Origin of the sequence: Pantoea sp. BAV 3049 (assembly GCF_009765445.1) — a bacterium.
Lineage (GTDB): Bacteria > Pseudomonadota > Gammaproteobacteria > Enterobacterales > Enterobacteriaceae > Erwinia.
This window is the reverse complement of sequence record NZ_WHOY01000031.1, coordinates 1273900-1286258: the sequence shown is the minus strand read 5'-3', so window position 1 is coordinate 1286258 and position 12359 is coordinate 1273900. Positions and strand designations below refer to the sequence as shown.

Genomic DNA, 12359 nt, shown 5'->3' with positions numbered 1-12359 from the left:
ATTTCCTGAGAATTGGGATTCTCCGCTCTTTGTGCTAAAGTGTTCGCCCGCCAGTAAGATATACTGGCGGTCGGATGAGTAATTTTGCGAGATAATGCGATGATCAAACAACGGACATTAAAACGTATTGTTCAGGCGACGGGTGTCGGTTTACATACCGGCAAGAAAGTCACACTGACGTTACGCCCTGCGCCGGCTAATACCGGGGTCATCTATCGCCGCACTGACTTGAATCCACCGGTTGATTTCCCGGCTGATGCAAAATCCGTGCGTGATACCATGCTCTGCACTTGCCTGGTTAATGAGCATGACGTGCGTATTTCTACAGTCGAACACCTGAATGCAGCCCTCGCAGGCCTTGGCATTGATAATATTGTGGTGGAAGTGAACGCGCCTGAAATTCCTATTATGGATGGCAGCGCTGCCCCCTTTATCTATCTGCTGATGGATGCCGGCATTGAAGAACTGAACTGCGCTAAGAAATTTGTCCGCATCAAACAGCCTGTCCGGGTTGAAGATGGCGACAAATGGGCGGAACTGAGACCGCATAACGGGTTTACGTTGGATTTCACTATCGACTTTAAACACCCGGCGATTGATGCCAGCTCACAACGCTACAGCATGGACTTCTCTGCTGAAGCCTTTGCGCGCCAGCTTAGCCGTGCCCGTACATTCGGCTTTATGCGTGACATCGAAGCACTGCAGTCCCGTGGCTTGTGCCTCGGCGGCAGCTTTGACTGTGCAATCGTGGTGGATGACTACCGCGTATTGAACGAAGACGGTTTACGCTTTGAAGACGAATTCGTGCGTCACAAAATGCTTGATGCGATTGGCGATCTGTTTATGTGTGGTCATAACATCATTGGTGCGTTTACCGCATTCAAAGGTGGTCATGCACTGAACAACAAGCTGCTGCAGGCTGTTCTGGCTAAGCAGGAAGCCTGGGAATGGGCGACCTTCGAAGACGAAGCAGAGCTGCCGGTGACCTTCAGGGCACCCAATCTGGTTCTGGCATAAACCAGAGCTACTTATTACGACTGGTTGAGCTGGTACTCTCTCCGGCCAGTGACGCCAGTCGTTCTATTATCTTCTTCAGTTTTTCCGGGCTTCGGCTTGCGACACTCCGCAATATTTCCGCACTATGCTCACTGAGCTGACGTCCTGCTGATTTCTCTTCTGACTGTTTGCTGCTTTCCTGCGCGCTTTCCTGACCTTTTACTGCTAACGATGGATTTATCCTGATGTCGATTGCCGTCAAAGATGGTAATATTTGCGCTCGTAAAGCTGACAGCAGGCTGGATTGCTCATAGCGTAAGCGCATCATCCAGCTGGCATTAGCGGTTTCGAGCACCAGAATGCCCTGGCGAAAATTCGCCACGCGGCACCAGGGATGCAGCTGTGCCGGGAGAACACCCTGCACCGCACGGTTCAGCTTGTTCAGCGCAATGGCGCGATGCTGAATGGATTGCAGCATTCCCTGGCCTTCAGTTGCTTCGAATAAATTTTCTATAGATTGCGGGCGACTATCGCGCATAGCAGGCTCCGGCGGAAAACAGTGGGTATTCTAAATCGTTGGCGACAATTTGGCAGACGTTATTTCTGGCCGCATCTCCTGTTGGGGATGGTCGCGGCGAGTCTCGGCCTGCCACATGCTGCCAGCGACCGTACAACCTTACCAGAAACCTCTTCCCGAAGCCTGAATATAAGCAGCGGTGTGCGTTTTGACAGTCTCGCTCTGCTGCAGGAAAGCGCCCGCAGGCCGAATTTTACGGTGGATTACTGGCATCAGCATGCCATCCGCACCGTTATCCGCCATCTCTCCTTTACGCTGACGCCAGCCAGTCTGCCAGCAGCCGAGCAGGCCGTGCCGCTCGAAGTACAGAAGCTGGCGCTGCTGGATACGCTCAATGGGTTACTGACCCACGAGGCAAAACCGCCAGCCATTATTCGCCAGACAGAACAGCGCCAGGCGACAATCCAGCCCCGCTATCAGGCCGGTCTGTGGCTGGCCCGGATTCAGGGCATCCGCGCCGGACCTGCTTCTCTCGCATAATATTTGTTAATCCATCATACCTGAATTAAATGCTTCACCGCAGAACGCGGTGGTTGAGAGAATTTATTTACTATGTTAATCAAATTATTAACCAAAGTTTTTGGTAGCAGCAATGACCGCACGCTGCGCCGTATGCGCAAAGTCGTTGAACAGATCAACAAAATGGAACCGGATTTCGAAAAGCTGTCTGACGATGAGCTCAAAGGGAAAACCGTTGAGTTCCGTGCGCGTCTGGAAAAGGGCGAAGTGCTGGAAAATCTGATCCCGGAAGCCTTTGCGACCGTGCGTGAAGCCAGTAAGCGCGTGTTCGGCATGCGTCACTTTGACGTCCAGCTGCTCGGCGGTATGGTACTGAACGATCGCTGCATCGCTGAAATGCGTACCGGTGAAGGTAAAACGTTGACTGCAACGCTGCCAGCTTACCTGAATGCCCTCAGTGGCAAAGGCGTTCACGTGGTTACCGTGAATGACTATCTGGCTCAGCGTGATGCGGAAAACAACCGTGGCCTGTTTGAATTCCTCGGCCTGACCATCGGCATCAACTTGCCAGGCATGCCTGCTCCGGCCAAACGTGAAGCCTACGCTGCGGACATCACTTACGGAACTAACAACGAATACGGTTTTGACTACCTGCGCGACAACATGGCTTTCAGCCCTGAAGACCGCGTGCAGCGTAAGCTGAACTATGCGCTGGTGGATGAGGTCGACTCCATCCTGATCGATGAAGCGCGTACCCCGCTGATCATCTCCGGGCCGGCAGAAGACAGCTCTGAGCTGTATATCAAAGTTAACAAGATCATCCCGAGTCTGATCCGCCAGGAAAAAGAGGATTCCGACACCTTCCAGGGGGAAGGCCACTTCTCCGTGGACGAAAAAGCCCGTCAGGTCCACCTGACCGAGCGTGGTCTGGTTGCCATTGAAGAGCTGATGGTCAGCGAAGGCATCATGGAAGAGGGTGAGTCTCTGTACTCTCCGGGCAACATTATGATGATGCACCACGTGACCGCCGCACTGCGTGCCCACGTGCTGTTTACCCGTGACGTTGACTACATCGTGAAAGACGGTGAAGTGATCATCGTTGATGAACACACCGGGCGTACCATGCAGGGTCGTCGCTGGTCTGACGGCCTGCATCAGGCCGTGGAAGCCAAAGAGGGCGTGGAGATCCAGAATGAGAACCAGACGCTGGCCTCTATCACCTTCCAGAACTACTTCCGCCTGTATGCCAAACTGGCGGGCATGACCGGTACAGCAGACACCGAAGCGTTTGAATTCAGCTCGATCTACAAGCTGGAAACCATCGTGGTGCCGACCAACCGTCCAATGGTGCGTAAAGATCTGCCGGATCTGGTCTACATGACCGAGAAAGAGAAGATCGATGCGATCATCGAAGATATCCGTGAGCGCACCGCCAACGGCCAGCCGGTACTGGTGGGTACCATCTCCATCGAGAAGTCTGAAGTGGTGTCAGAAGAGCTGACCCGCGCCGGGATCAAACATGCGGTACTGAACGCCAAGTTCCACGCCCGTGAAGCGGATATTGTTGCTCAGGCTGGTCAGCCAGCGGCTGTGACCATCGCCACCAACATGGCTGGTCGTGGTACGGATATCGTGCTGGGGGGTAGCTGGCAGGCAGAGATTGCCTCGCTGGAAGCGCCAACGGCGGAACAGATTGAAGAGATTAAGAGCGCCTGGCAGATTCGCCATGATGCGGTGCTGGCTTCAGGCGGTCTGCACATCATTGGTACCGAGCGCCATGAATCCCGTCGTATCGATAACCAGCTGCGGGGCCGTTCTGGTCGTCAGGGTGACAACGGTTCTTCCCGTTTCTACCTGTCAATGGAAGATGCGCTGATGCGTATCTTTGCCTCCGACCGCGTCACCAACATGATGCGCAAGCTGGGCATGAAGCCGGGCGAAGCCATCGAGCATCCATGGGTGACCAAAGCGATTGCCAACGCACAGCGTAAAGTGGAAAGCCGTAACTTCGATATTCGTAAGCAGCTACTGGAATATGATGACGTGGCTAACGACCAGCGTCGCGCTATCTACACTCAACGTAATGAGCTGCTGGACGTGGCGGACGTCTCTGAAACCATCGGCAGCATCCGTGAAGATGTGTTCAAAACCACCATCGATAGCTACATTCCACCGCAGTCTCTGGAAGAAATGTGGGATGTGCCGGGGCTGGAAGAGCGTCTGAACAACGACTTCGATCTGGCATTGCCGATTGCTGAATGGCTGGATAAAGAACCAGAATTGCATGAAGAGACGCTGCGTGAGCGCATCATGGAGCAGGCGAAGGAGCAGTATCAGCGTAAAGAAGAAGTGGTCGGCATTGAGATGATGCGTAACTTCGAGAAAGGCGTGATGCTGCAGACGCTGGACAGCCTGTGGAAAGAGCACCTGGCCGCGATGGATTACCTGCGTCAGGGTATCCACCTGCGTGGTTATGCTCAGAAAGATCCAAAACAGGAATATAAGCGCGAATCCTTCGCCATGTTCGCCGCGATGCTGGAGTCACTGAAGTATGAAGTGATCAGCACCCTGAGCAAAGTTCAGGTGCGCATGCCGGAAGAAGTGGAAGCCATGGAAGAGCATCGTCGTGAAGAAGCCGAGCGTCTGGCGCAGCAGCAGCAGCTGAGCCATGTGGATACTGAAACCGAAGCAGCGATTGCGCTGGCGGATCAGACCGGCGATCGCAAAGTGGGTCGAAACGATCTGTGTCCTTGTGGTTCAGGTAAAAAATACAAGCAGTGCCATGGCCGTCTGGCATAACAGCCGGTTGTGACGCTAAAGGGGCTGGAGATTCTCTCCGGCCCTTTTTTTCGCAATCTTTCCTGAATAGCGTTGAAGAGCCTGGCCAGCCCGACCGTTCAGTCAGAGAAACAGTAGCCAGCCTGTCCTCAGCCATTCTGCCAGAGAAACAGCACCCAGCCTGCCAGCGCCAGCGCCGGACCAAAGGGAAATGGCTGTTGCAACGAGCGGCCGCTGAGCAACCTAGCGGCAACAAGCGCTATCAGCGCTACTGCTGAAGCCATCAGCATCAGCACCGGAAGCCAGAAAATCCCCAGCCACGCGCCGAGAGCGGCCAGCAGTTTGGCATCACCCCGCCCCAGCCCCTCTTTTCCCCGCAACAGTCGGTATCCCTTTGAGAGCAGAAAAAGCGCGCTGTAGCCTGCCACTGCACCGAAGACTGCCTCAGTCAGCGGCGGCACCGGTAGAAAACCGCTTGCGTTGCTCAGTAACCCTGACCACAGCAGCGTCAGTGTCAGCCGGTCCGGAAGCTGCAGAGAGTGGATATCGATCGCCGCCAGGCCCAGCAATAACCAGCTTAGCAGCAGCGTCAGCAGCAGAAGAATGCCGCCCGGAATACGCCAGATAACCAGCAACGTTACGACGTTTGCCAGCACTCCGGTTAAGAACAGCTGATGACGTTGCAGTGTCATACACATTTTCCCTCCTTTGAATGGTCTGGCGGTGACTTCCGGGGCGACTATACCTCCCGGGAGTGGGAGGCGTCGCTGACTATCCTTCATTGCAGGGTATTGCATAAAAAAATTGCGGGGAGGCTCGTAAGAGGCTGTTTCTGACTTGTTATCAGACGCGAACGCTGGAATAGTGGCGGGGTGTAAAGTCTCTCAGAGAAAAAATGAATGAAGCATCTGCAAGTGGCGGTAGGCATAATCCGCGATCAACACCAGAATATCTTTCTGGCCAGGCGTTCCGCTCAGTCGCATATGGGCGATCTGTGGGAGTTTCCTGGCGGAAAAATCGAACCGGGTGAAACGCCGGAGCAGGCGCTGAAGCGCGAGCTGTATGAAGAAACCGGGATTGAAGTCACCAGCGCCGTCGCTTTTGACCAGTCTGAACATGCGGACAGCCAGCTTCGGGTGACGCTGCATTTCTATATCGTGGAAAACTGGCAGGGCGAGCCTTACGGACGGGAAGGGCAGCCTCAGCGCTGGGTTGCGCAAAAGGATTTGGTGGCAGAAGAGTTTCCACCGGCTAACGTACCGATTGTGGCCCGCCTGCTGGCCGAAGCAGAGTAATGCACTGCCCGCCACAGAAACTGGCGGGCTCAGGCGATTAAAAATGCTTAAGCGCGACAGCTTCCGTTAAGGGACAGACGCAGATTAATCGCGATCCCTGGGCAGCTCGCTCCAGTCATCGCTTTCTGAGTGCTCGCCTTCGCTGGCAATCCGTTTCTCTTCGTTTGCCCATTCGCCCAGATCGATCAGCTGGCAGCGCTTGCTGCAGAACGGACGCCAGGGGCTCAGCTCATCCCAGATCACATCTTTTGAACAGGTCGGGCATTGCACAATCATTACTTCATCATTCATTAGCAAAAAACCTTAGCAGCAGGCCAGTTGGAAATCGAGACGCGCCGGCACTTCGCCATGCTCGCTGTCGAGCGGCAGAAAACGGATGGCATAGCGGCTTTTATGGCCGGAAACCTGCGGATAGAGCGAGTCGGCAAGCAGCAGCTGCAGGCGTAACAACTCAGCGCCTTCGGCGTTATCCTGGAAAAAGCCGTTCAGGCTGGTGTGGTTGCGAAATTCGCCAGACTGGCGGATCAGATCGAGGATCAGCGTCAGCGCGTCACGGATCGGGGCGAGGGAATCCATCCATTGCGTCACCTGTGCATCACGCATTTCCTGCCCGATATGCAGCCAGATATGTAATGTGGGGAGATCAAAACTGCAGCAGCCACCTGGGATACTCAGGCGCTGGCGAACCAGCCCAATCAGGCGATCTTCACGCATCAGCTGGCCCATACGCGGTGCGGCCATCAGCGTGGCAGAACGGGATTTCAGGCTGTCGCGCAGGCTGTTAATCAGCTCCATATCCACACCCGGCACCTCGGCCCAGGAGCGCAGTTTCTGCTGTTGCTTATCCAGCTCCTTGGCGATTTCGGTACGTAATTCGCCGCGCTCAAAAACGTCTAACAGCTCTGCTGCATTATGGAAAAAGGTCAGAGCACCCAGATGGTCTGTAATCGTCCGGCTGCTCTCCAGCTGGCTGAGCAGGAATTCAATTCGCAGCCAGGTGCGCATTTTTTCGTTCAAAGGGTACTCAAATAAAACGGTTGTGCTCATGCTGTTAATCCTGGTCTGTTGCCCCGGCAAGCTGGCGGTAACGCTGGTCCAGCAGAGCAACTCGCGCGGCCACATCATCTGGTGACCCGCCGTTATCAATAATGTCATCGGCCACGGCAAGTCGCTGTTCGCGCGTTGCCTGTGCAGCCAGAATATGCTCAGCCTGTTCGCGGCCGATCCCGTCCCTGGCCATGGTACGTCTCAGCTGCGTGTCGCGATCGACGTCCACTACCAGCACCCGGTTCGCCAGGTGCTGTAAATTATTTTCAACCAGCAGCGGTACCACCCATAAACACCATGCGGATTGAGTCAGCGCCAGCTGGCGGTGAGTTTCTGCGTGGATCAGGGGGTGCAACAGGGCATTAAGCCAGGTTTTATCCAGAGGCGAGGAGAAGATGCGCTGCCGTAAAGCCGCCCGGTTCAGCGTGCCATCTTTCTGTAATACATCCCCACCAAACTTATCATGGATAGCGGCCAGAGCCGGTTTTCCCGGTTCCACTACCTGTCGCGCGATGATATCGGCGTCGACAATGTCCACGCCACGTGCGGCAAAGGCATTGGCAATGGTCGTTTTTCCGCTGCCGATCCCGCCGGTCAGCGCAACAGTATAGCGCATAAGCCTCTTTTCTTACGGTACTGACCAGTGCCATCAATCTTTGCTGCGATCGCCCGCTGCGAAGCTTGCGGGAATAATGAGGCACAGATCACATCACAGAGTGTCGGATAAATTTATGCGATTGTAGCGTAAATAAACCTGTTTTCGCAGTCTTGTCGGCGCGTTTTTACCGCGTATGATAGCTTCACTGGAGCTGGCAGCAGCGCCCGATCGTCAGATTTGCGCCATCAACCAGGAAGTGATTTATGCGTATTGAAGAAGATATTAAGTTAGGTTTTAAAGATGTTCTGATCCGGCCAAAGCGTTCCACGCTGAAAAGCCGCTCACAGGTAGAGCTGAACCGTCAGTTCACCTTCAAACATTCCGGCGTTGCCTGGTCAGGTGTGCCGATTATTGCCGCGAATATGGACACCGTTGGCACCTTCAGCATGGCAGAGGCGCTGGCCTCTTTCGATGTGCTTACCGCCGTTCATAAACATTACAATGTGGCGCAGTGGCAGGCGTTTATCTCCCGCGTGCCCGAAAGCGTGCTGAAGCACGTGATGGTTTCTACCGGTACCTCTGAAGCTGATTTCATCAAGATGCAGCAGATTCTGGCACTCTCCCCGGCACTCAATTTTATCTGTATTGATGTGGCTAACGGTTACTCCGAGCATTTTGTAGATTTCCTGAAGCGCGCCCGTGAAGCCTGCCCGGGGAAAACCATCTGTGCCGGAAATGTGGTGACTGGCGAAATGGTTGAGGAGCTGATCCTCTCCGGCGCGGACATCGTTAAAGTAGGCATTGGCCCGGGTTCCGTCTGCACCACCAGGGTTAAAACCGGTGTGGGCTATCCTCAGCTTTCTGCGGTGATCGAATGTGCCGATGCTGCTCATGGTCTTGGCGGCCAGATTGTCAGCGATGGTGGCTGCTCGGTACCGGGTGACGTGGCCAAAGCGTTCGGCGGCGGTGCTGATTTTGTAATGCTGGGGGGGATGCTGGCAGCGCACGATGAGTGTGAAGGCACTATCGTTGAAGAAAATGGTGAGCAGTTTATGCTGTTCTACGGCATGAGCTCAGAGTCGGCCATGAACCGCCATGTGGGCGGCGTGGCAGGCTATCGCGCAGCAGAAGGTAAAACGGTTAAGCTGCCCGTTCGTGGCCCGGTGGACACCACTGCCCGCGATATTCTCGGTGGCCTGCGTTCAGCCTGTACCTATGTTGGGGCCGAGCGGCTGAAAGAGCTGACCAAGCGCACCACATTTATCCGCGTGGCAGAGCAGGAAAACAGGGTGTTTAACCGCTAAGCGCCAGCCGTTGCTCAGCCAGTCTCCGTTGCCCATCCCGCCCTCTGCGGGGTGGGCTTTTAACCCAGAGCTTCACCCAGATTAAAGATTGGCAGATACATGGCAATCACCAGCGTACCGACTATTCCCCCGGTCACTACCATCATCAGCGGTTCCAGCGCCGCAGCCAGATTATCCGCCCGTTCATGCGTGGCATTTTCGTAAAGTTCTCCTAACCGGGACAGCATGCTGTCTAACGATCCGGCTTCTTCCCCCACTTTAATCAACTGAAAGCTTAAAGGCGTGAACAGCGGATGCCCGGCCAGAGCCTGATGCAGAGGATTGCCTCCGGAGATGTGTTGCTGTAGTCCGGCAATCGCTTCCTGCCAAAGTCTCTGACCCAGGGTCTTTTCCACCGCCTGTAAACTTTGCAGCAGTGTCAGGCCCGCTTGCTGAGTTAACGCCAGGGTCATAAATATTTTGCTCAGTTGGCCATCGCGGAACAGCTCGCCAATTAACGGAAGCTTCAGCAATCCCCGCTGGTGCCAGCGCTGCCAGTCGGGAGAACGGCGCGTTTGCCATCGCCAGCCACAGATCGCGGTAAGCCCCACGGGCAGCAGAATCGGTCCATATTCCTGCATATTCTGGGAAAGCGAGATCACTGCGGTGGTGAACAAAGGCAGGGGAGCATCAAAAGCCTGTTAGATGGCAACGAACTCCGGCAGGACAAAGAGCAGCATCCCGATGCTGACCAGCAGAGCGATCGCCAGTACAAACAGCGGGTAGCGCAGAGCTTTAACCAGCTTCTTTTGCAGCAACCGTTGCTTTTCCTGTTGGCTGGCTAGCTGCAGGCAGCATTCGTCCATCTGCCCGGTCAGCTCTCCTGTCTGCATCAGAGCAGGAAACAGGGCCGGGAAGACAGTAGGCCACTCCGCCAGTGCCTGTGAAAAGGGCGTCCCCCCGGTCACGCGCTGCTGGATATAGCCGAGCAAGGCCTGCCAGCCCGGTTCGCTGTGTCCTTCACCGGCCAGTTGCAGGCTGGCAGAAAGCGTCATCCCCGCCCTGAGCAGCGTGGCAAGCTGGCGGAAGAGGGTGATCTTATCCTGCCATTTCCAGTCTCTGGCACGATAACGCCGCCCTGCTGTCAGCTGCAGGGGAAGAAAATCCCTCGCGACCAGTCGCTCCATAGCCTCCTGACGGTTAAGGCAGAAAAATGCCCCCTGCCTTAACTGCCCGTCAGCGCTGACCGCTTGCCAGCGGAACAGAAGCGGATCAGCCATCCTCTGTTCCTACAATGCGATTCAGCTCTGCCAGCGTGGTATCACCCCGATTAACACAGTGCAGTCCCTCAACGAATAAAGAATTGAATCCCTGCCGTTGTGTCAGCTCCAGCAGTTTTTCGTGTGAGCAGTCCGCAGCAATGGCGTTTTGCAGTGGAGCAGTGATCGGCAGTAGTTCAAAGAGCGCCAGCCGCCCGTAATAACCGGAGTAACAACGTTCACATCCCACGGCCCGCCAGGTTTTGACCGTACCGGGCCACAAAGTTCTCGGGAAGTGGGCCAGGGCTTCTCCAGGCTGGCGACAGTGTGGGCAGAGACGACGAATCAGACGTTGGGCAATCACCAGTTTCAGAGCCGAAGCCAGTAAATAGCCAGGGATGCCAATCTGTCCCAGCCGCGTGAGCGTTTCCGTGGTGGAATTGGTATGCAGCGTGGAGAGGACCAGATGGCCCGTTTGCGCCGCTTTAATGGCAATCTCTGCCGTTTCGGCATCGCGGATTTCGCCAATCATAATCACATCAGGATCCTGACGCAGCAGTGCACGCAGGACACGATTAAAGTCCAGCCCTGCTTTGGGGTGGATCTGGGTCTGATTGACGCCAGCCAGTGGGATCTCAATGGGATCTTCCACGCTGCATAAGTTGCGGCAGGGATCGTTAAGCGAACTCAGCCCGCTGTAGAGGGTAAAGGTTTTGCCACTCCCTGTGGGGCCGGTTACCAGGATCAGCCCCTGCGGTCGCGCCAGTGCCTCACGGAATCGCCGGAGGGAAGCTGGCGGCATTCCCAGATTTTCCATAGCCACCGACTGAGTTTCGTTTTGCAGCAGGCGGATAACGGCTTTCTCGCCAAAGCCGGTTTGCAGCGTGGAGAGGCGAAAGGAAGCCTGCTTTCCTCTTAACGTCAGCGTAAACTGCCCGTCCTGTGGCATCCGACGCTCGGCGATATCCAGACTGGCCAGAATTTTCAGTCGGGCCAGCAGCGCGTTGCCATTGTCGCTGAAAACGGACGGAACGCTTTGCAGCACGCCATCCACCCGAAAGCGAATGCGCAGGCCTTCTGCCTGCGGCTCAATATGCACGTCCGAGGCCCGTTGCTGAATCGCTAAAAAAAGCAGGTGATCAATCCGTTCCGTCGCCGTTTCGCTGTTTCCCGCAGCCGCTTCGGTCTGGCTGGTGCCGGAAGACTGGGCCTGTTCATTGCGGAAATGTTCAAGCCGCGCAGGTGGCCAGTATTCAACATCAATGGTGCAATGAGCCGCAAAACGAAGTGCTGCCATGATCTCCTGTGGGAGGGCGGTCGCCGAAGCAATATTCAACCGCTCAGCAGTAAAGTTCAGGATCACTGCCTGATTTTGCTGGCAGATGGTTTCGACGGCACGCCGTGTGGATGAAGTGATCATGGGTGACTCCCGCTGGCAAGATCGGCAAAACGGAAGACGTTTTCGCAGGCTTCTTTCAGCCCTGACTGTGAGGAGGCGCAGCTGCGCTGCCAGCTCATTTGCCCTTCTGCGCCATCCCAGACTGGTTGCATGGTAACCTTCAGACCGTTCAGGCTCTCCTGCCCGGTCAGGGTCACTGCTCCGGCCTCGACAGTCACCGCAGAGACGTAGCGGGACCCTTTACCGGCAGGAATGCCATGACTACCTTCACTGCAGCTCCCGGTTCCTCCCTGTTCAATTGCACATATTTCAACGGACGTTTTGAACGGCATAGCCGTTTGCAACATGTCGGTCAGAGCGGCTTTCTGCAGATAGCCCTGGTAAGCGGGCAGCCCAATCGCGCTGAGGATGGCGATGATGGCAATCACAATCATCAGTTCAATCAGGGTAAATCCTTGCTGGTATTCCATATCAGACCTCCTTGTGGTGTAGAGGTCTGCAAGGTAGCGCCAGCCATTATCACTGAACAGCAGGCAAAATCAGTTTCCCGAGCCGGTATGGAGAGAATTTCAGCGCGTTGCATGAGCATACATTGCCACCTGAAAGCGGCTCGCAAGATGGTGGTAAAGAAAGAAAAACGCCATCACTTAATGGATGGCGTGGGGTAT

12 protein-coding genes and 1 pseudogene are annotated in these 12359 nt (G+C 55.3%); 5 read left to right on the top strand and 8 right to left on the bottom strand.

The window, feature by feature from the left end:
* Positions 1–99 precede the first annotated feature (99 nt).
* Complete coding sequence (gene lpxC / locus GSQ70_RS06740; RefSeq protein ID WP_158781832.1) at positions 100–1017, top strand: UDP-3-O-acyl-N-acetylglucosamine deacetylase; 918 nt, start codon at positions 100–102, stop codon at positions 1015–1017.
* A gap of 7 nt (positions 1018–1024) precedes the next feature.
* Here lpxC and GSQ70_RS06735 read toward each other — a convergent pair whose 3' ends face one another.
* Positions 1025–1534, bottom strand: coding sequence for a DUF721 domain-containing protein (locus GSQ70_RS06735; RefSeq protein ID WP_158781831.1), 510 nt, complete (start codon positions 1532–1534; stop codon positions 1025–1027).
* A 21-nt stretch (positions 1535–1555) separates the two neighbouring features.
* Between GSQ70_RS06735 and secM the strand changes: the two genes are divergently transcribed.
* Together secM and secA are read left to right on the top strand one after the other, a co-directional pair.
* Positions 1556–2053 (top strand): secA translation cis-regulator SecM, encoded by a 498-nt coding sequence (gene secM / locus GSQ70_RS06730; protein WP_158781830.1) that lies wholly within the window; start codon positions 1556–1558, stop codon positions 2051–2053.
* Between the two features lie 72 nt (positions 2054–2125).
* Positions 2126–4831, top strand: a complete 2706-nt coding sequence (secA, locus tag GSQ70_RS06725; RefSeq protein ID WP_158781829.1) for a preprotein translocase subunit SecA — start codon at positions 2126–2128, stop codon at positions 4829–4831.
* Between the two features lie 128 nt (positions 4832–4959).
* Here the strand turns inward: secA and GSQ70_RS06720 are convergent, their stop codons facing one another.
* Positions 4960–5502, bottom strand: coding sequence for an A24 family peptidase (locus GSQ70_RS06720; RefSeq protein WP_158781828.1), 543 nt, complete (start codon positions 5500–5502; stop codon positions 4960–4962).
* A 207-nt stretch (positions 5503–5709) separates the two neighbouring features.
* Between GSQ70_RS06720 and mutT the strand changes: the two genes are divergently transcribed.
* On the top strand, positions 5710–6105 hold the full coding sequence (gene mutT / locus GSQ70_RS06715) for an 8-oxo-dGTP diphosphatase MutT (protein WP_158781827.1): 396 nt from the start codon (positions 5710–5712) through the stop codon (positions 6103–6105).
* An 84-nt stretch (positions 6106–6189) separates the two neighbouring features.
* Here the strand turns inward: mutT and yacG are convergent, their stop codons facing one another.
* From yacG to coaE, 3 genes are read right to left on the bottom strand one after another with little or no spacing between them, the layout of a single operon-like run.
* Positions 6190–6396 carry a DNA gyrase inhibitor YacG gene (gene yacG / locus GSQ70_RS06710; RefSeq protein WP_158781826.1) on the bottom strand — a complete coding sequence of 69 codons (207 nt, stop codon included), beginning with the start codon at positions 6394–6396 and terminating at the stop codon, positions 6190–6192.
* A 12-nt stretch (positions 6397–6408) separates the two neighbouring features.
* Entirely contained in the window at positions 6409–7152 is a 744-nt protein-coding gene (gene zapD, locus GSQ70_RS06705; RefSeq protein ID WP_158781825.1) for a cell division protein ZapD, read from the bottom strand.
* A gap of 4 nt (positions 7153–7156) precedes the next feature.
* A complete protein-coding gene (gene coaE / locus GSQ70_RS06700; protein WP_158781824.1) occupies positions 7157–7768 on the bottom strand; it encodes a dephospho-CoA kinase in 612 nt (203 codons plus the stop codon).
* A 245-nt stretch (positions 7769–8013) separates the two neighbouring features.
* Here coaE and GSQ70_RS06695 point away from each other — a divergent pair, with 245 nt between their 5' ends.
* Complete coding sequence (locus GSQ70_RS06695) at positions 8014–9054, top strand: GMP reductase (protein ID WP_158781823.1); 1041 nt, start codon at positions 8014–8016, stop codon at positions 9052–9054.
* Positions 9055–9113: 59 nt separating this feature from the next.
* Here GSQ70_RS06695 and hofC read toward each other — a convergent pair.
* The 3 genes and pseudogenes from hofC to ppdD all read right to left on the bottom strand — a co-directional run bounded on the left by hofC (position 9114) and on the right by ppdD (position 12161).
* Positions 9114–10313 (bottom strand): annotated as a pseudogene (hofC, locus tag GSQ70_RS06690) (protein transport protein HofC).
* The gene (gene gspE, locus GSQ70_RS06685) at positions 10306–11709 is read right to left on the bottom strand and encodes a type II secretion system protein GspE (RefSeq protein WP_158785247.1); all 1404 of its coding nucleotides are present in this window, start codon (positions 11707–11709) and stop codon (positions 10306–10308) included. The pseudogene hofC and the gene gspE overlap by 8 nt, the downstream one beginning before the upstream one ends.
* On the bottom strand, positions 11709–12161 hold the full coding sequence (gene ppdD / locus GSQ70_RS06680; RefSeq protein ID WP_158781822.1) for a prepilin peptidase-dependent pilin: 453 nt from the start codon (positions 12159–12161) through the stop codon (positions 11709–11711). Before ppdD ends, gspE begins: the two co-directional genes overlap by 1 nt.
* Positions 12162–12359 lie beyond the last annotated feature (198 nt).